Below are 19686 nucleotides of genomic sequence, written 5' to 3' on the forward strand. Positions count from 1 at the left end.
GCTAACCGGGTTTAAAATTTGAAATTGAGCCCGATCCCCAAAAGTTCTTTAAACTGAATTTTTGCTGTATCGTCTACCGGATCTTTGATGTCTTCATCATAAATCAAGCGGGTATTGATTTGTGCACTCAGGTAATCATTAATTTTCATATTGATCCCTAATTTCCAGTCAACATCGATGTTTTGAGGCTCATCGAGGTAATTGGAAAAAAGCCCCAGTTCGGTGGCAAGGTCAACATTTTTAACAATCGGGGTTTTCAGGGTAGCCAGCATAGTGGCACCCAGCTCCATGCGTGTAGTTGCATCGGCTGTTTCGAGGCCATAATTGGTCGCGTCGATCTCATCGTCGGTAACAATCGTCATTTTGCCCGATAAAGGAGAAAGCATCAGCTTGAAAAATTCAACTGGCTGATATTCCATACCTGCTGTAAGCGAGAGGTAGGCCGGGGATAGAAAGTTAGAAGTTTTTACCGTGTTGGTGGCATCGCTGTAACCTGGTGCAAACTGCGATTTAAAAGAAAATCCCAGATTGTAGCTCCAAAAACCGGAAGCCTTCAATCCGACATTCGATGCAAAATCGATCAGGTCTTCACTCTTTTGTATTTCTAATCCTTCCACCTTTGAGAGACCGTATCCCACATCCATCAGATTTTCCCATTTTACCCCCGATTTTTCATAGCGGGCAAAATATTTGAATTTACTCACTCCGGCCACCGAATTTTGTCCTCCGGCCGACCAGTTGGTAAACGAAACCTGGGTGAAATTCAAGGTGAAATCACCTCCGTTTTTCCAGTAGGTGGTGTCGCTCACTGTCTGTCCGAAGCCAGAATTAAATGCGAGCAACAAAATGAGTAGTAAGCCTAAGTGCTTCACTGTTTTCATGCTAAAGTTATTTTTTATGAATGATTTTTTTCTTCTGCATAAATGACCAGTATTTACTTCTATAGCAGAAAATACTGGTCATTATCGTTCTAAATTATCTGAATCAAATATTTATGCGTCTTTCTTTAAATGCACATCCATTTGCGGAAAAGGAATATTGATGCCTTTAAGGTTGAACGTTTTGAAAACTTTTTCATTCATGTCGAAGAAAACGCTCCAGTAATTGGGTGCATCGACCCACACACGTACTACAATGTTTACCGAACTGTCGGCCATTTCCTTTAAAGCCACAAAAGGTGCAGGAGTTTTCAAAATAAGTTCGTTGGCTTCGATCAGCTCCATTAATGTTGCTTTGGCCGTATCGTAATCCTGCTCATAGCCAATACCGAAAACAAAGTCGACTCTTCGTTGTGCTTCTTTTGAATAGTTGACAATCGATTCGGAATAGATTTTTCCGTTTGGAATAATGATGGTAACATTATCGGGAGTATTTAAAATTGTATTGAAAAGTTGAATCTCCTTTACGGTTCCTGCATGCCCCAGTGCCTGAATGTAATCGCCTACTTTAAAAGGATGAAAAGTAAGCACCATTACACCTCCGGCAAAATTTTGTAAAGTCCCCGAAAGTGCCATGCCCACAGCCAAACCTGCAGCACCCAGAATAGCAATAAACGAAGTCATTTGAATGCCAATCATGGTCATGATACTGATCACAAGCAAAACCTTGAGCAACATCGATACGAACGACTTGATAAAGCTGGTAAGTGATGGATCGGAAATTTTTTTCTCTACAGCTGAATTAACTCCTCTCACGATGAATTTAATCACCCATAAACCAACAATTAATACCACAATTGCTCCCAAAACCTTCATTCCATACAGGCTAAGGTATTCTTTAAGCAAATTGATAACGTTTTCAAATTTTTCTGTTTCCATAATATTAAGAATTGAAATTTTACAAAAGTTACAATAATATTTCAGAAAAAACAGCGAAAAGTAGTTGCTGTAGGTAATGTCTGAATAAAAAATTTCAAGAAGTAAGGTATAATGATTTGATTGTAAACCTTTGTCAGGAGAAGAAATTATGTAAAAAAAAAGGATAGATCTGACATCCATCCTTTTCGAACCTAACTAAACTAACCAATAAAAACTAACCAAATCTAAACTTATAAGAACAGTGCAAAAATAAAGCAAAAGAGCCATAGGTCTGTTAATTGGATGTTAATTTTTATGTTGAAGAACATGTTTCTGCATTTGTGCTATTTCTTTTTAAATGCTGCAGCCACCCATTTATTTCCGCTTTTGTGTTCAATGTAAGTGAGTTGTGACGAAGCGGCTGCTTTTTTTATGTCTTCCAGATCGCTTTCATAAAAACCACTCATGAATAGTAATCCATTGGTTTTAAGCACAGCACTGTATTGCTCAACATCGCTTATCAAAATGTTTTTGTGAATATTGGCAAAAATCATATCGAACTGTTCCTGTCCGAGTAAAGCAGCATCTCCCTGAAATGCATCAATGTTGTTACATTGATTCAAGACTGCATTCTCGACTGTACTCTGCCATGCCCATTCATCAATGTCGATGGCTGTAATCTTTTGCGCTCCGCGCATTGAGGCCAGCATGGCCAGGATGCCTGTACCACATCCCATGTCGAGAATGTTATGTCCTTTCATTTCGTTGTCCAGAATGAATTCCATCATCAGTGCAGTGGTTTCATGGTTACCTGTTCCAAAAGCCATTTTGGGTTCAATGATGATTTCAAATTCTGCTTCAGGATAATCGTTATGAAATGGCGCCCGAACAAGGCAACGGTTGGCAACCAGTAAGGGTTTGAAATAATTGGTTTCCCATACTTCATTCCAATTACGATCTTTAATTACTTCCTCTGTATAGGAAAACGAAAACAGAGGAAGCATATCGATTCCCAGCAACAGCTCCTCCTTAAACTGCTTGTGGGGAATGTAAGCTTCAATTGTTGTTTCGTTCTCAACAAAGCTTTCAAATCCTGCTTCTCCCATTTGAGCAATCATCAGATCTCTGAAATCCTGATTGTCAGGCTTTATTTCAATAATAACTTTTTGATAGTCCATTTTTATTAATTCTTTGCCCAAAGAAATGGTTTTTCCTACTATTAGCGACTACAATTGGTAGAATTTTGTTCATTTAACAGTGGATTATGATTTCAACTTATGACTTTTCCCCATGTTTCAAGCATTACTGACAAAATCAAAACGCAATCTTTTATTTAGAATTATCTTTAGAATTGTTTCTCAAACTTGTCATTTACATAATTATATGTACTTCTATTTTGCCATGTTTCAGTAACTTCCTCTAAATAAGGATAAAAAAGTCTTTAAATAGGGCACTTTAAATAACTATTTCAAAATGCTTTTATGTTGAAGGGAAACAATCTATTTGTATTTCTGTCCTATCAATACGATAGGATTAGCTGTATGAAAACAAATTGGATGAGTTTAGGGAAAAAAGGATGGATGGTATTCGTACTATTCTTGTTTGTAAATGTGCTCAATGCACAGGAAACTTTTGTATTGGTTCCGTCAAAAAGCGAATTGACCGTAAAGGGAACTTCAAGTCTGCACGACTGGCACATGGCTGCGGGGCTGTTTAGTGGCAGCTTCGAGGGCGGATTAAATACCAATGCAGATCTGGAGATCAACAATGTATCAATTGAATGCAAGGCCGCGTCCATTAAAAGTGATAATTCTATAATGGATGATAAAGCCCACGATGCATTGAAGGTCAAAAAACATGAGAAGATCAGTTTTACAAGTAAGCAACCTTTGGCTGTGATTGTAAACGGGGGAACCCTCAATAGTAAAGTAGGCGGAGCACTTAGCATTGCCGGACAAGCACAGAACATCAGTATCCCTTTTAAAGGAGAAGTTGATACGGAAGGAAATGTGAAAGTAAAAGGAACGCTGGTACTGAAGATGTCCGATTTTAATATGAAGGCACCAACCGCTTTGATGGGGACCATTAAAACAGGAGATGAAGTTGTGGTGGATTACACCTTTTACTTCCAAAAGAAATAGTAATTAATAACAGCTTAAACAAATAATTAATAAAACGTTTTCGAAATGAAGAAGTTAGTATTGTTAGTGCTTGTGGGATTTATTGGGTTAAACACTTTTGCTCAATTTGAAAGTCCAAAATTAGATAAGGCTGATTTTGAAAAAGTCAATGCCAGGGTTGGAGCCGATTTTGCGCTTCAGCTTCAGGCCATCGATCATGAAGCCGATGTGGAACTGATCGATCTGAAAAACAATTTCAATCTGCCAACAGCCAACTTCAGCATTACCACCGATTTGGCACCGGGAATGCAGTTGTACATGAATACCTATCTTTCGTCGCGTCACCACAACGAAGCATGGGTTGAAGGTGGTTACCTGACCATCGATAATTTGCCGTTTTTGCCGGCTGCCGATGGAATTATGGAATACCTGACTGTAAAAGCTGGGGTAATGATGCCCAACTATGGTGATGCTCATTTTTTCCGCAGTACCAATGCCAATGTAGTAAACAATCCTTTTGTCGGTAACTGGATCATGGATGCCTATACCACCAATCCTGGCATGGAAGTAATGTTCCGTCATAATGGTATTCTGGCCATGGTAGGTACCAACAATGGTAAAATGAACTACGGTCGTGGTGGAAACCTTGCCGAGGATTTGGTTTTTAACTGGAAAGCCGGTTACGATACGCAACTCAACGAACAGTTGCGTGTACGTGCCACGGTTTCGGGATACCATGTTGGCGAAGGACACAGCGGATCGTACCTGTGGGACGGTGACCGTGCCGGTGCCCGCTACTACAGTGTGATGCAAACAGCCGACGCTGAAGGTGATAACTTCCGTTCAGGTCGCTGGAGCCCGGGTAGTGGTCATTCACAAATGAGCAGTTTTATGGCCAACCTTTTTGTTCAGTTTTATGGATTGGAAGTATTTGGTATTTATGAAACCATGACCGGAGTATTGCGTGGTAATGATCAGAAATTTACCCAGACTGCAGTACAGGCCATTTACAATATCGGCGACTTTTATGTTGGAACCCGTTTGAACAATGTTGATAACAACGATGGTTCAACTGTAAGCCGCACCAACTTTGGCGGTGGCTGGAGAATGGTTGACAATGTATTGGTTAAACTTGATTATGTGAACCAAAAATACGAAGGTCCTGCTCATGGAGCCATCGATGGTGGCAAGTTCAGCGGACTGGTATTGGAAGCTGCAATTTCTTTCTAACAATAGATCATTTTTGAGTAAAAAGGTACCGCCCGGTTCCGGGTGGTACCTTTTAATAAAAACATTCCGATGATCCGTGTACTGTTATCCATATTGGTTTTCCTCATTACTACGCTGTATGTTTCAGGACAAGACCGGCAAATAGCGCTTGACCAACTTGTAATTTCGGGTAGCAGCAACATCAATAGTTTTAAACTCACGTTTAATAATAACACCCCTTCAGCCCGAACCTATCAGGCTGCTCCTTCAGGTGATTTGCTTCATTTTAAAATTCCTGTGAGTGAAATTGAAGCAGGAAATCAAATGATGATTGCCGATTTCAGGCACATGGTGAATGCCCAACATTTTCCTTTTATATCTTTAACCGTAAACCGTAAACAGTTTGAATCGATTGTTGATAATAATGGAACAGGCGTATTAAATGTAATAGTGAATATTGCAGGAACTTCAAAAAGTTACCGGATACCATTTTACAAAGGTTGTCTCGACGAGCAGGATAATTTCATTACCGGCAGTGCCAGCATGTCGTTATCCGATTTTGAAATCAAACCATTAAAAAAATTTTTTAATTTGATCAGGTTGGATGATACAGTTTTTATTAATTTTAGGATCAACTTTAAACAATCATGAACCAGGCAAAAATCAACTGTTTTGAAATTCAGCACGAAAACCAGATACGGTATACGTACCATGCTTGAAATTGCTGCCGATCAGTCGGATAAAGGTGTTTTTCAGAAAGACATCGCTGCAAACCAGGAAATATCAGTTAAATACCTCGATCACATTATTCATGCACTGAAAGCAGCCGGATTAATTACCACCCAAAGGGGAAAGAAAAGCGGCTATGTGCTTACCCGAAAACCTTCCGAAATTACTATGTTCGATATACACAATGCTTTTGAAAATGGCATCAGTGTAATCGATTGCGTGAACAACGACTTCATCTGTGAACGTCACGGAAAGTGCAATTCCCAACCTTTTTGGAAAGGTTTGAACAAAGTTGTGGCTGACTATTTCCATGCAACAAGTCTCGAAGACCTTCTTCAGGAGCGTCGCAGCACTCAACTGTAAGTTAGTGTAATCTTAGTTGGATGGTTTTTTCCAGGCTGGTTACAAACAGCTCGATGTAGGCTTCGAGTTTTTCCTGCGAAATAATCGGAACTTCCTTTAAAACACCAATGTAGGCATCTTTTTCGAACTGATATTTTTTTGCCTGCTCTACAAAAAAGTGCTTGTCAACAGGGTCATGCTGATAAAAAAACTGCCCGAATATTAAACATCCCAGTATTTTGCCTTCAAATAGCAGGGGATAGGCAAGATCCCACAGCCCGTTTTTACATTTATAGCTGATTGGCCCTTCGGCACTCAAATGTTTCTTAAAATGTGTCAGTGTTTCACTACATGCCTGATGGGCTTCGGGATGCTGTTTATGAAAACGGCTGCATATTTTCTGCCAGCCACTGTTGGCAATCAAATTAAAACTGGCATCAAAGCAACTTACGCCCAGCCCCGTGGCTTGATTGAAAACTGCTGAAAGCTCTTCAAAGTCATTTAAATCAATCAGCTTACTAATTTCTTCCGATGATTCTGTTGAGTTTGAAAGTGGAGTGTGTTTAAAACGAGCCATCGAACGCTCAAGTTGTTTCGACCTGTTTTGAAAAGTCTGATCACTTTCATTTTCATTTTTCATGCTTATGTTTTTTTAGCTTAAATACCACTTTGATTAGCTATTTGGAAGCATTGAAATGGGCTGTGCACAAATAGCAGCAAATAGTATTTTCAGTTAGATTAACTAAAAAAACAAGTTAAAGCACGAAATGTTGAATGAAATTTACGACCTGTTCAATCGCCTTCAGGAAGCAACACCATCCTGTTATAATATTTATTGAATGCCTGCAATCAAAAGTGAGAGCAGAATCAAACCAAAAATGATACTGAAAGTTCCGGCTTCAAAACCACGCAACACAATGTAAGTGGTATAAAAATTCTCTTTTTTCTTCATCTTCTAAATCTGATCGGTATTTCCTTTTTCTAAACTAAACCGCTACAAATTTATGGCAGATGAACAATAATCAGGTGAATAAATTGGCTGAAAAGGGGGGATAAAATACCATGAAACGTTTTTTAACATTTCATGTTTATTGAAGTTAATTAATTGGCATTGAAAATATTAAGAGTTGAATAGGAGAGGAGTCTTACTTCCTCTCACCTTATAGTTGGTCAAGCTCTTCCTGAAGTTCAATCAAGGCAGCATCGCATTGTTCATCGAACATTTTGATGTATTCCGGATAGGTTTCAACTTCTTTTTCTTCTTCGGTAAGCAACTGAAGTTTCTTGAGATTTTTCCCCAATTCTTCCATTCCAACAATCAACACCGATGATTTGGCTTTATGTGCTTCTTTTCCCAGTTCAGCCCAATTGCCATCATTCAAATGCTTATGCAAATTCTCTTTAAATTCATCGACCTGAGCAACAAACATTTCCACCATTTCTCTGACAATGCTGCTTTCGCCACCAGTAATTTCTTTTAAGTAAGTAAGATCTGTATACGCCATGGTTGTGTAAGTTTGAACATAACTGCACAATAATAGCAAAAATCGGTTTTAACTCCTAAACTTTATTGCTGCCATTTAGATATTTCGCGCCCATGATATTTTTCATAATCCTGTCGTTGCTTAAAAGATAAATTTGTCATTGATTTGTATCAGCATAATAAATTTTTATTCCAGGGTGTATCTGTTTTGATTATTAGCAGGGATAAGCAGAAGAATTGAAACAGCTTATCGCCCTGATGCAAAAATGTTCAGAAGCTTAAATTAAGAACGATGAAGGAAACGCCATTTACCAGCCTGCACATTGCCCTCGGGGCAAAAATGCTACCATTTGCAGGATTCAACATGCCTGTAGAATATTCGGGGATTAAAGATGAACATCTCACAGTTCGGAACGCAGCCGGGGTATTTGATGTTTCTCACATGGGTGAAATATGGGTTAAAGGGCCTCAGGCTTTGTATTTTCTTCAAAAAGTAACTTCGAACGATGTGGCCCGTTTGGTGCCCGGAAAGGCGCAGTATTCCTGCTTTCCTAACGAAACCGGGGGTATTGTCGACGATTTGCTGGTATATTGTTTCGATCGTGAAAAATACCTGCTGGTGGTCAATGCATCGAATATTGAAAAGGATTTTTCTTGGCTCGAAGCACACAACTCCGAAGGGGCCGTGTTGGAAAATGTGTCTGACCAGCTGGCACAATTGGCCATACAGGGGCCCGAGGCTACTGCCATCCTGCAGAAGCTTACCGATGTCAATCTTTCCGAAATCGCTTATTATTCTTTTACAACAGGAGTTTTTGCGGGCGTTGATGAAGTAATTATCTCGGCAACCGGATATACCGGTGCCGGTGGATTTGAGCTCTACTTTGCCAACGAATACGGTGAAAAAATATGGAAGGCAATTTTTGAAGCTGGTAAGGACAAAGGCATAAAACCGATTGGACTTGGAGCCAGGGATACCCTGAGGCTTGAAAAAGGTTTTTGTTTGTATGGCAACGACATTGATGACACTACTTCGCCCATTGAAGCCGGTTTGGGCTGGATTACCAAACTGAATGACGAAAAAGAATTTATTGGCAAAGAACTTATTTTGCAATTGAAAGCCGACGGGCTCAAAAAAAGGCTCCGTGGTTTTAAAATGATCGATCGTGGCATTCCGCGTCACGGGTACGAAATTTTCGATGCTAACGACAATAAAATTGGACAGGTGAGCTCAGGCACCATGTCTCCCAGTCTGGGCATTGGCATTGGTATGGGCTACATCGAAACGGCCCATGCCGCCCTTGGAACTGATATCTATATCAAAGTGCGTAACAAGCTTTTAAAAGCCGAAGTGGTAAAATTACCCTTCCTATAATATTTTTCAATTCAACTTTACTAATTCAATTACCTGGTCCCGCTTTTGGCGGGACCTTTTTTTTGATCGCATGAACCAAACATCCATGGTGAAATCAAGCGACAGAAGATGCAGTTTTTGACAATCATGGTCGCAATCAGCTTATTTATTGAAGATTTGGCATCAAGAGTGATCGACTTTAGAACTACGTTAAATATCTAACTTTGTTTTTGATCGGATGATAAATGTCATCATTTAATTTTATCTTTACGGCCTTAAAATGACAGAAACATGGATACATCTTCAAGCCTCCCGTTATTATGGCATCCTGTTCAAATGGGATGGTTTACCTCATGCTATCGCTCATGCCCCTGTTATGCGGGCTAATTAGTTTTAAATGTTGATGTTGGTCATGAATCGTGACCAGCTGTTCCCAAAGAATTCCTGATGTAACACGAAAAACAAGAATTAACTACTGAAAATCAGTTGATTAATAAAAATAAATTAAATTGAAAAATTCTTTGATAAGGTTGATTTTTCTCAGTTGTCTGTCAACTGTCCACCATTAACTTGTCAAAGGAAATTTCAGGTAAAAAATGAATTTCTAACCATCAAAAGCAGGTTGATAAAGCAAAGTTGTACTAACCGCGAATAAAAACCGGACTGGCAACTGAGTTTTCCATTAAACGGAACATGATGCATGCTTTTGAAATAATAAATTATTGACGAATGAAAAAGCACAATTTTTACGCCGGACCATCGATTTTGTCTGAGTTTACCAAAGAAGAAACAGCCAAGGCTGTAATGAACTTTGCAGATACAGGCTTGTCGGTGATGGAAGTTTCGCATCGTAGCAAAGAGTTTCAGGCCGTATTGGATGAAGCCGTTGCTTTGGTAAAAGAATTACTTGAAGTTCCCGATGATTTTGAGGTACTTTTCCTCCAGGGAGGAGCCAGCATGCAGTTTTGCATGGTACCTTTTAACCTGCTTAATAAAAAAGCAGCTTACCTGAATACTGGTGTTTGGGCAAAAAAAGCCATTAAGGAAGCCAAATTCTTTGGCGAAGTGGTCGAAGTTGCTTCTTCGGCCGATACCAATTTTAACTACATTCCGAAGCAATATGAAGTTCCGGCCGATGCCGAATACCTTCACTATACTTCGAACAATACCATTTTTGGAACCCAGTTTGAAGCCGACCCGGAGGTCAATGTTCCGCTGATAGCTGATATGTCGTCCGATATCTTCAGTCGCCCCATCGATTTCTCGAAATACAACCTGATTTATGCAGGAGCACAGAAAAATCTGGCGCCCGCTGGTGTTGCACTGGTTATTGTGCGCAAAAGTGTGCTGGGTAAAGTGGAACGTCCGATACCGACTATGCTCGACTATAACACCCATATCGAAGGTGGGTCGATGTTTAACACGCCACCATGCCTGGTAATATATGCCGCACTTCAAACACTGAAGTGGTACAAACAACGGGGTGGTATTGTTGCCATGCAAAAAGATAATATTGAAAAAGCAAAAATATTGTACGACGAACTGGATCGCAATCCGCTTTTCAAACCGGTAGTACCCGATCCTGCCGATCGCTCGGTGATGAATATCTGCTTTGTGATGAGCGAAGGAAACGAAGCATTGCAGGATGAATTTCTGGCCTTTGCCGGCAGCAAGGGAATTCTGGGAATCAAAGGTCACCGCTCAGTAGGAGGTTTCAGGGCTTCAACCTACAATGCCCTGCCAAAGGAAAGCGTACAGGTGCTCGTCGATGCGATGAAGGAATTCGAATCGAAACATTAACGAACAGGAAATGCAGGATTCGAAAATTCTGCATTTTCTTTTAAAATCTTGTATGATGACCAAAGTATTAATTGCAACTGAAAAACCTTTTGCCGAAAAAGCCATCAACCAAATCACCAATGTGATTGACCGGGCCGGATTTGAATGTGATACGCTTGAGCGCTATCAATCCAAAACCGAATTGCTTGAGGCCGTAAAAACAGCCACTGCTTTAATTGTTCGGAGCGACATCATCGATCAGGAAGTGATGAATGCAGCTCCTGAATTGAAAATAGTGGTAAGGGCTGGTGCAGGCTACGATAATGTCGACCTGAAAGCCGCTTCTGAAAAAGGAATTGTTGTGATGAATACACCGGGTCAGAATTCAAATGCAGTGGCAGAACTGGCCATTGGACTTGCCTTGTATGGTATAAGGAATATGTTTTCGGGTACTTCGGGCGGCGAACTCAGAGGGCGTACCCTAGGTTTGCATGGCTACGGCTATGTTGCACGCAATGTGCATCGTATTGCCCGCGGACTGGGTATGAATTGTGTGGTATTTACCCGCTTTAGCAAAGGACAGGCAGTTTCCGACGGACTTCAGGTAACCGATTCACTGGAAGAATTGTATGCCATGTCCGACGTGGTTTCAATTCATGTACCTGCCCGTGGAGAACATCTCCGCTCGGTAAGCTACGAGGTGTTGCAACATTTACGCCCCGGTGCCTTGCTGATTAACACCGCACGAAAAGAGGTGATCAATGAAGAGGATTTGATTAATTTTCTTCGTTTTCGCCCCGATGTTAAATACCTTGCCGACATTGCTCCCGACCGCGTCGAAGAGTTCGAAAATACCCTGAAAGGACGTTTCTTCTTCACTCCTAAAAAAATGGGGGCGCAAACTGGAGAGGCCAATCTTCATGCAGGACTCGCTGCTGCAGAACAAATTGTAAATTTTTTCACCAAAGGTGATACCACTTATCAAGTAAACAAATAATGGCTGTAATAAAACCATTCAAAGGGTTAAGGCCCCCTAAGGAAATAGCTGCCCGTGTGGCATCGAGGCCTTACGATGTATTAAACTCAGACGAAGCACGTGCCGAGGCTGATGGAAATCCCATGTCCCTCCTCCGGATCATAAAGCCTGAAATTGAATTTGAGCCAGGAACAGATGAACATTCCAACGAGGTGTATCAGATGGCCGTCACAAATTTCAAGCGTTTTCAGGATGAAGGCTGGTTGCAAAACGATCAAAAGGATTGTTACTACATTTATGCACAAACCATGAACGGACGCACTCAGTACGGGCTGGTGGCCGCAGCATCGGTCGATGATTACCTGAACGGTGTAATAAAAAAGCATGAATTAACCCGGCCCGACAAGGAAGAAGACCGAATGAAACACGTACGCAATACCAATGCCAACGTCGAACCGGTTTTTTTCGCCTATCCGGCTCACGAGGAAATCGATCGGCTGGTGGCTAAAATTGTGGATGAGAAAGCACCTGAATATGATTTCATTTCCGACGATGGCTTTGGACATCACTTCTGGGTGATCGACCAGGAAGAGGTGATCGAACGCATCACAAACATCTTCAGGAATGATATTCCGGCTACCTATGTAGCCGACGGACATCATCGTACTGCAGCCGCAGCACTGGTTGGAGCCGAAAAACGCAAGCAGCATCCCGATTATACCGGCGATGAGGAGTTTAATTACTTTTTGGCCGTGCATTTTCCCGACAATCAGTTGCAGATCATCGATTACAACCGCGTAGTGAAAGATCTGAACGGATTAAGCCCCGATGAATTACTGGTAAAACTGAAGGATGATTTTGAGCTCAGCAAGGTGGGACCAACCATTTATAAGCCGGAGAAACTCCATGAATTCAGTATGTATCTCGGAGGAAACTGGTATCAGCTCACAGCCAAAGCCGGTCGTTACAACGACAACGATCCGATTGGGGTGCTCGATGTAACCATTTTGTCAAATCTGGTTCTCGATAAAATTCTGGGAATTAAAGATTTACGCACCGACAAGCGTATCGATTTTGTTGGCGGAATACGTGGACTGGGCGAACTGAGCCGACGGGTTGACAAGGGGGAAATGGCCGTTGCCTTTGCGCTTTATCCCGTTTCGATGAAACAACTCATCGATATTGCCGACACCGGCAACATCATGCCTCCTAAAACAACATGGTTTGAACCTAAACTCCGATCGGGACTTGTTATTCATCAGCTCGACTGAGATCAAACAAGATCGGTTTGAGTTAAAATTTCTAATAAAGAGGGTATTTGCCGGACTGGTGAATACCCTCTTTGTTTTCTATTTGAATAGAAGTGCGTTTGATAATCTGTTTTAACAAATCATTCTAAATTATAGCAGGCGTGCTTTTTCAGTAAAAGTGCTCTGTGTATTTGTATCGATTTTTTTAGATTTGTAGCTCAAGCCAATCACTATGTCGATAGCAGAAAATCTTTTAAAAATAAAAGCAGAAATTCCTGAAAATGTAAAGCTGGTTGCCGTTTCAAAAACCAAACCGAACGAAGCAATTCTGCAGGCTTATGAACAGGGACAGCGAATTTTTGGGGAAAATAAGGTACAGGAATTGTGCCGGAAATACGAAGAACTGCCTGATGATATTCAATGGCATTTCATTGGGCATTTGCAAAGCAACAAGGTAAAATATCTTGCTCCCTTTGTTCATTTAATTCATGCGGTGGATAGCCTGAAGCTTTTGAAAACAATTAATAAGGAGGCTGAAAAAAACAAAAGAACCATCGATTGCTTATTGCAGTTTCATATTGCCGACGAAGAAAGCAAGTTCGGTTTTACTCCCGGTAAAGTGAAAGACCTGCTTGAATCGGATGAGTTTGACCAACTGAAAAATGTTCGGATTGTTGGCGTGATGGGCATGGCGACCTACACCGACGATATGGAACAAATCAGACAGGAATTTAAAGCCCTGCATGCTGTCTTTCAACAATTGAAACAGGATTATTTCCACGATAATGAGTCGTTTTGTGAACGCTCGATGGGCATGAGCAACGATTTTAAAATCGCAGTGGAAGAGGGAAGTACCATGGTTCGCATTGGAAGTACTATATTTGGGGAAAGAGCACAACATTAACATTTGAAATAACAACTGAACTATGATAGATTTGAAAACCACCTACATGGGTCTGAACTTAAAAAGCCCTGTTATTGCAGGAAGTTCGGGCATTACCAATTCAGTAAAGCAAATTAAGCAGCTTGAAGAAGCCGGCGTGGGAGCCGTAGTGTTAAAATCGTTGTTTGAAGAACAAATTCAACTCGAAATCAAGAACATGCTTTCATCAAGCGAGCAAAACAATACTTATCCCGAAGCTGGCGATTACATTCGTGCCTATACGCGAAGCAACACCCTGGGCAAGTATCTTGAATTTGTGAAGGAAGTCAAAGCAGCAGTTTCAATACCAATTATTGCCAGCATTAATTGTATGTCGGCTTCCGACTGGACCGATTTTGCTGCCGATATTGAAGCAGCAGGTGCCGATGGTCTTGAGCTGAATATTTATGAACTGCCGGTCGACCGCAGCATATCGGCCGATTCGTACGATAAAAAATACATCGATATTTTGCGAATGGTAAAACGGAAGGTGAAAATTCCGGTTAGTGTAAAGATTGGACCTAATTTCTCCAACCTTATTCGGGTGGTCGATCAGTTGCACGCCAATGGTGCAGCCGCTGTTGTACTTTTCAATAAATTTTACACGCCCGATTTCGATCTCGATCAACTTGAGTTCACCTCTTCTGAAGTATTAAGTACGCCGCACGACCTGTATGCAGGTTTGCGCTGGACCGGCATTGTAAAAGGTAAATTGCCGGTTGTGCAGCTGGCCGCTTCTACAGGAATCCACGACGGAGCAGGTGCAGTCAAGCAGTTGCTGGCCGGAGCACAGGTGGTTCAGCTTTGTTCGGCGTTTTATCTTCATGGTCCTGCCATCGTTGGTGAGATCCATCACTTTATCGATGCCTTTATGAAGCAATGGCGCTTTACTTCTGTTGATGAATTCAGAGCACGCATGAGCTACAAAAACATTGGTTCGCCGGCAGTTTATGAGCGAGCCCAGTTTATGAAATATTTTTCGAACCACGACTAAAGCGCAAGCCAATGACCAGGGTATTGTTTATAGGCGGAAGCGGAATAATCAGTTCTGCATGCTCGCAACTGGCAGTTGATAAAGGCATTGAGCTTTATCATCTGAACAGGGGAAAGTCACAGGCAATCAGACCGGTTTCAGCAAAAGTGAAGCCAATCCGTGCCGATATCCGCAATGCCGGCGAAGTGAGCAAAGCCCTGGGCGATATGCAATTTGATACCGTGGTCGATTGGATTTCCTTTGTTCCCGAGCAGCTTGTGCATAATCTGAACCTGTTTCGAAACAAGGCGAAACAATATGTTTTCATCAGTTCGGCTTCGGCCTATCAAACGCCTCCTCAAAAGCTGCCGGTACAAGAAGATACACCGCTTGAGAATCCCTTCTGGCAATATTCGCGTGATAAAATTGCCTGCGAAACAATTTTACGGGAAAAGGCGGGAGAACATGGAATGAGTTTCACCATTGTCCGACCTTCGCATACCTACGATAAAACCTTGCTGCCTTTCGACGAAGGCTACACGGTAATCGACCGCATGTTAAAAGGAAAACCCGTTGTGGTGCCGGGCGACGGAACATCCATCTGGACGCTTACGCATCATCGTGATTTTGCAGTAGGACTGGTCGGATTGCTGAACCATCAAGGGGCAATGAACGAAGTGTTTCACATTACCTCGGATGAATGGCTGACCTGGAACCAGATTTACACCTTAGTGGGGAGGGCTTTTGGCGTTGAACCTAAACTGTTGCATTGCCCTTCTGAGCTGATTGTTCGTTATCTGCCACAACTCGGGGGGGGCCTATTGGGTGATAAGATGCACAGCATGATTTTCGATAATTCAAAAATTAAAGCACTTGTCCCTGAATTTAACTGTTGCATTCCCTTTTCGGAAGGTGTTAACGAAATAGCAGGATGGTATACCGGTGAAAAGGCAAATACTACTGTTGATATTCAAATGAATGCACGCTTTGATGAACTGGTAAATGCGATGCATGAGCTTAAACCTTAGACTGTTAAAATGAAACAATCCATCCATTTATTGTTTGTATTCAGCTTACTGTTTATACTGTTTTTCAGCTTTTTCCTGATGGGCTGTGATGAAAGCAGTATTTCATATTATGAGCTGGCAGCGGAGGATGTAAATCGTGTAAGCAGCGATTCGATGCTGATACTGGTCGATCGGCCCGGAAGTTCCGTTCATTTTAAAGGGAGCATTGATTTGATTGACGGAGCGTGTGAGGTTTTTCTGCAATCGCCGGTGGCCGACACCCTGTTTCAAAGCGATACCACTTATTTGGAAGCCGGCAGTACTTCTATGGCCGATACCCTGATCACCATCGATACCATACTGATTTATCGTATGGCTTATCAAGAAGTTTTTGAAGCCAGCAACAGTTTTTCAATTGATGAAAGTTTCGACAGATTGGAAGGAAACTGGAAACTGGGATGTCGTTTGTTTCGAAAGGAGGATGGAGTACTTCCTTTGGCCAGTTATCAGTTTCAGGTAAGTTACTCCAATTAAAAAGAAGTGATAAAAGGCTGTATATGAGTGGGCAGGAAGCGTATTGGCAACAATTTGATGAAGCATTTTTTAAGGATGGTTACAATTTGTGCGACCGCCACCTTTCGATGGGTTTCAACAAGGACAGCATCATGTCGGCGCAAAAGCAGCTGTATAAAGTGGTGGATGAACTGATTGACTCTTTCTTAAAACGCACGGCAGCAGAGCAACAGCCCACTGAATGTCGTAAAGGTTGTGCCTATTGCTGTCATCAAACGGTGCTGGCCTCAGGACATGAATTGCTTTATCTGGCTGAATTTTTAAAGAAAAAATTCCCTGGAAATGCACTTAAAACCATCGTTGACAGGGCAGCAACCAAAGCCGAAGTAAGCAGTAAACTAAAAATGTCGAAGCTGCTCAGGTACAAACAGGCTTGTCCCTTGCTTCATTCCAAAGGAAATTTTTGCATGGCGTATCAGGCCCGGCCAATGGCCTGCCGTATTTATCTTTCGCGCAATGTGCAAAGTTGTATCGACGACCTGAGCAGCCCCAATGACGATAAAATCTACCCGCAATTATTTGATATGCCCTTACGAGCCGGTCGTATGCTCAATGAAGGTTTTCAGGCCCGCCTCAGAAAAGGACGCATGGACGATCTTCGGGTATTCGAGAATACCATTGAATCGGGCTTGCTTAGCAGCCTGCTTCCCGATGCTTTTGAAAACTGGATCAAAGGTCGAAAGGTTTTTCAACGGCTTCCCAAATAGAATCTTCTTCCATGTATTGGATCACACCCCGATATATATCGCGGGCGAGTTTGTTAGGCGGCGATTGCAATCGAAGATCACCCTTAGGTGATTGAAAATCAGTGGAGCTAAATCGCCACCAGCGGCGCAGGATGTATGTAGTTCATTTCGCCAGCTGACGGAAACTCCTTACCAGGTGCTGTGCGCCGTTCAGGGGTCTATTTATTAACGGCTGGCGTTTATTGATTTAATAAAATTATCAGGGGTCATAACTCCAATTTCACTTGTTTTGAAATCTTTTATATTTCTGGTAATGATTACATCAATATTACTTGATTTTACAGCGGCAAAATTTTGTAATGCGTCTTCGAAGTCTTTGAATTTTGAATTAATGGCATTCAGAACTATTTCTTTATCCATTTGGAGTACATCAATAAAAGTCAATAGTTGACTTAGTTTCTCTATAACTTTTTCGTGCTTTGAAGACTGTCTAAGAAGATAGTACAGGTTACTGCAAATAACAGGAGTGATAAAACCTTTTAGCTTATTTGATTCACAAAAAGAAAGGATAATTTCAGAATTGTCTGAGAATGGTTTTCTATCAAAGAAGAAGTCCAGGATTACATCTGTGTCTATAAGAATATTTTTCATGATTATAGATATTTTTCAGATAGACGATCTGATAAGTCTTTTTTGTAATCATAGCTTTTAGGTGCTTTGAACGAACCTTTTAATGATTTTACAAGAGGTGAAATTTCATTTATATCTTGATCCACTTCCTGAGTAATTATTTTAAGATAATTCTCTATAATTCCAGATAAGCTTCGTCCATTTTGTTTCGCATATTTCTTTGCTCTTTGAATTATTCTTTCTTCTATTGTTAAAGTAAGTTTTGTATTCATGACACTTCTCTATTTTAATATTTTTACACGTGTAAAGTTATGAAAGAATTGGTACCCGTGCAATATTTTGTAAAAAGCACGTGTTTTTTCGCATGCCGCTAACGTCAGTCAGTCTAAAAACCAAGCATCAGATCTAAAAGTTGGCTGTTTTTTAGCCGTTTTAAGCAGCCCTTACAAAATAGTGGTTAATATTTGTTTTGTTAATCAATTGGCCTAAAATACTTCATTTTAACTCCTTAATGGCTTCTTTTAATTCAATATCCAAGGTAAAAACCTGAATCAACTCAAAGAAACTCCAACCCGACTTTAATAGTTCTCTGAATGTTTTAGAGAAACTCTGATATTAACTCCTATTCCTTGCAAAACAATACGGAGTTCACCGGATGCTTACAATTTTCCATCATGGAACAAACTAAAAATCGTTGCAGGGGTCGGTGTATGTATTATCTTATTCTTTACCATAGCCTGAAATTGATTTAGAGATCACAGATCCCGAGCCTGTTAGGCGCGGATTGCAATTGTAGCGAAGCGAAAATCACCCCTAGGTAAATTCTATACAACTGCTCGTAAGTCTTAGATTATCAACAGTAAAAAAATCAAAAATCCAGTTGTTTTATCGTTTTTAATAAGATTTTGCGTTTATTGGGTGAAACCGCACCAGCCGCTGTTTAGGGGTGAAATTCCCCTTTGCCTACTCGACTTTGATCTTAGTGTATTGTTAATCCTACTTTTTTACCAAGGCCTTCCTCAAAAATCTTGAACAGGGTAGACAACTGGATGTCGATTTTACCATTCTCAATTCTTGAAATATAGCTTTTTTTAGTACCTGTTTTTTTTGCTAAGTCGTCTTGGGTTAAGTGCGCACTTTTTCTTGCTTCCTTAATCATTTCTCCAATGACAAAGGCTTTCGCTTTTGATTCGAACTCATCTCTATTCTTTGATCCTAATTTACCATATTTAATATCAAGAAGTTCGTCGAATGATGTTGCGTCTTTAATTGTTTTCATAATTTATCCTCCTCCTTTTTTGAATGAAAATATTCGTCTTTTATTTTCAATGCTTTAGTTATCTCTTTCTTGGGCGTTTTTTGACTTTTCTTTTGAAATCCGTTGAATAAAATAACCAATCGACCAGAGTCAAAACAGCAAAAAAATCTAAAAATATCACTGCCCACCTTTACTCTTATTTCATAAAGTCCTTCCGTTCCTTCAATATGTTTGAGAAACTTTTGAGGTATAACATCAACTGTTTTAATGACCTTGAAAACATATTCTATTTTCTCTTGCACCGAAGAATCAAGTGAAATATAAAAGTCAATAAAATAATTCCTATAAAATTGTATTTCTCTGGTCACACCACAAAGTTAACAAATATGTAAACATTTTTGAATTTAGTATTTTATTTTTTTAAGCCGATGGAGATTGGAATATCAATACGAAATATTGGATTAATGTGCAGTTTTGTTAAATATGAAATTCAAGATTGCTTGTTGGATAATTCGGTTCGATTTGTGCCAGTGATTTCGGAGCAACAGTGCCAGTGATTTCGGTTCAAACTGTGCCACTTTTTGGTTTTGGCTTTATCG

22 protein-coding genes are annotated in these 19686 nt (G+C 40.7%); 13 read left to right on the plus strand and 9 right to left on the minus strand.

Features of this window, described 5'->3' with window-relative positions:
• Positions 1-11 precede the first annotated feature (11 nt).
• From FHS86_RS08835 to prmA, 3 genes are all read right to left on the minus strand, one after another.
• On the minus strand, positions 12-881 hold the full coding sequence (locus FHS86_RS08835; RefSeq protein WP_429412642.1) for a DUF3078 domain-containing protein: 870 nt from the start codon (positions 879-881) through the stop codon (positions 12-14).
• A gap of 111 nt (positions 882-992) precedes the next feature.
• Positions 993-1817, minus strand: coding sequence for a mechanosensitive ion channel family protein (locus FHS86_RS08840; protein WP_429412643.1), 825 nt, complete (start codon positions 1815-1817; stop codon positions 993-995).
• Between the two features lie 323 nt (positions 1818-2140).
• Positions 2141-2974: a 50S ribosomal protein L11 methyltransferase gene (prmA, locus tag FHS86_RS08845; protein ID WP_429412644.1), complete on the minus strand. Its 834-nt coding sequence runs from the start codon at positions 2972-2974 to the stop codon at positions 2141-2143.
• A 378-nt stretch (positions 2975-3352) separates the two neighbouring features.
• Between prmA and FHS86_RS08850 the strand changes: the two genes are divergently transcribed.
• The 4 genes from FHS86_RS08850 (at position 3353) to FHS86_RS08865 (ending at position 6217) form a co-directional block, all read left to right on the plus strand.
• Entirely contained in the window at positions 3353-3937 is a 585-nt protein-coding gene (locus FHS86_RS08850; protein WP_429412645.1) for a YceI family protein, read from the plus strand.
• Positions 3938-3982: 45 nt separating this feature from the next.
• Positions 3983-5146, plus strand: a complete 1164-nt coding sequence (locus tag FHS86_RS08855) for a hypothetical protein (RefSeq protein WP_429412646.1) — start codon at positions 3983-3985, stop codon at positions 5144-5146.
• Between the two features lie 69 nt (positions 5147-5215).
• Positions 5216-5776 carry a YceI family protein gene (locus FHS86_RS08860; RefSeq protein ID WP_429412647.1) on the plus strand — a complete coding sequence of 187 codons (561 nt, stop codon included), beginning with the start codon at positions 5216-5218 and terminating at the stop codon, positions 5774-5776.
• Positions 5777-5797: 21 nt separating this feature from the next.
• Complete coding sequence (locus FHS86_RS08865) at positions 5798-6217, plus strand: RrF2 family transcriptional regulator (RefSeq protein ID WP_429412648.1); 420 nt, start codon at positions 5798-5800, stop codon at positions 6215-6217.
• 1 nt (position 6218) lies between these two features.
• Here FHS86_RS08865 and FHS86_RS08870 read toward each other — a convergent pair whose 3' ends face one another.
• Positions 6219-6836 (minus strand): PocR ligand-binding domain-containing protein, encoded by a 618-nt coding sequence (locus FHS86_RS08870; RefSeq protein ID WP_429412649.1) that lies wholly within the window; start codon positions 6834-6836, stop codon positions 6219-6221.
• A gap of 520 nt (positions 6837-7356) precedes the next feature.
• The gene (locus FHS86_RS08875; protein ID WP_429412650.1) at positions 7357-7701 is read right to left on the minus strand and encodes an Hpt domain-containing protein; all 345 of its coding nucleotides are present in this window, start codon (positions 7699-7701) and stop codon (positions 7357-7359) included.
• Between the two features lie 270 nt (positions 7702-7971).
• Between FHS86_RS08875 and gcvT the strand changes: the two genes are divergently transcribed.
• From gcvT to FHS86_RS08920, 9 genes are all read left to right on the plus strand, one after another.
• Positions 7972-9054, plus strand: coding sequence for a glycine cleavage system aminomethyltransferase GcvT (gene gcvT, locus FHS86_RS08880; RefSeq protein ID WP_429412651.1), 1083 nt, complete (start codon positions 7972-7974; stop codon positions 9052-9054).
• Positions 9055-9762: 708 nt separating this feature from the next.
• Complete coding sequence (gene serC, locus FHS86_RS08885) at positions 9763-10833, plus strand: 3-phosphoserine/phosphohydroxythreonine transaminase (protein ID WP_429412652.1); 1071 nt, start codon at positions 9763-9765, stop codon at positions 10831-10833.
• Between the two features lie 55 nt (positions 10834-10888).
• Positions 10889-11809, plus strand: coding sequence for an NAD(P)-dependent oxidoreductase (locus tag FHS86_RS08890; protein ID WP_429412653.1), 921 nt, complete (start codon positions 10889-10891; stop codon positions 11807-11809).
• Positions 11809-13059: a DUF1015 domain-containing protein gene (locus tag FHS86_RS08895; protein ID WP_429412654.1), complete on the plus strand. Its 1251-nt coding sequence runs from the start codon at positions 11809-11811 to the stop codon at positions 13057-13059. Before FHS86_RS08890 ends, FHS86_RS08895 begins: the two co-directional genes overlap by 1 nt.
• 211 nt (positions 13060-13270) lie before the next feature.
• The gene (locus FHS86_RS08900) at positions 13271-13942 is read left to right on the plus strand and encodes a YggS family pyridoxal phosphate-dependent enzyme (RefSeq protein WP_429412655.1); all 672 of its coding nucleotides are present in this window, start codon (positions 13271-13273) and stop codon (positions 13940-13942) included.
• A 22-nt stretch (positions 13943-13964) separates the two neighbouring features.
• Complete coding sequence (locus FHS86_RS08905; RefSeq protein ID WP_429412656.1) at positions 13965-14954, plus strand: dihydroorotate dehydrogenase-like protein; 990 nt, start codon at positions 13965-13967, stop codon at positions 14952-14954.
• Between the two features lie 11 nt (positions 14955-14965).
• Positions 14966-15961, plus strand: coding sequence for an NAD-dependent epimerase/dehydratase family protein (locus FHS86_RS08910; protein WP_429412657.1), 996 nt, complete (start codon positions 14966-14968; stop codon positions 15959-15961).
• Between the two features lie 9 nt (positions 15962-15970).
• Positions 15971-16474 carry a hypothetical protein gene (locus FHS86_RS08915; protein ID WP_429412658.1) on the plus strand — a complete coding sequence of 168 codons (504 nt, stop codon included), beginning with the start codon at positions 15971-15973 and terminating at the stop codon, positions 16472-16474.
• A gap of 23 nt (positions 16475-16497) precedes the next feature.
• The gene (locus FHS86_RS08920; protein WP_429412659.1) at positions 16498-17220 is read left to right on the plus strand and encodes a YkgJ family cysteine cluster protein; all 723 of its coding nucleotides are present in this window, start codon (positions 16498-16500) and stop codon (positions 17218-17220) included.
• Positions 17221-17424: 204 nt separating this feature from the next.
• Here the strand turns inward: FHS86_RS08920 and FHS86_RS08925 are convergent, their stop codons facing one another.
• From FHS86_RS08925 to FHS86_RS08940, 4 genes are all read right to left on the minus strand, one after another.
• Positions 17425-17850 carry a type II toxin-antitoxin system VapC family toxin gene (locus FHS86_RS08925; protein ID WP_429412660.1) on the minus strand — a complete coding sequence of 142 codons (426 nt, stop codon included), beginning with the start codon at positions 17848-17850 and terminating at the stop codon, positions 17425-17427.
• Positions 17851-17852: 2 nt separating this feature from the next.
• Positions 17853-18101, minus strand: coding sequence for a DUF6364 family protein (locus FHS86_RS08930; protein WP_429412661.1), 249 nt, complete (start codon positions 18099-18101; stop codon positions 17853-17855).
• Positions 18102-18808: 707 nt separating this feature from the next.
• Entirely contained in the window at positions 18809-19108 is a 300-nt protein-coding gene (locus FHS86_RS08935) for a helix-turn-helix domain-containing protein (protein ID WP_429412662.1), read from the minus strand.
• Complete coding sequence (locus tag FHS86_RS08940; RefSeq protein WP_429412663.1) at positions 19105-19455, minus strand: type II toxin-antitoxin system RelE/ParE family toxin; 351 nt, start codon at positions 19453-19455, stop codon at positions 19105-19107. The genes FHS86_RS08935 and FHS86_RS08940 overlap by 4 nt, the downstream gene beginning before the upstream one ends.
• Positions 19456-19686: the final 231 nt, after the last annotated feature.

Source organism: Roseimarinus sediminis (assembly GCF_050433125.1).
Lineage (GTDB): Bacteria > Bacteroidota > Bacteroidia > Bacteroidales > Prolixibacteraceae > Roseimarinus > Roseimarinus sediminis.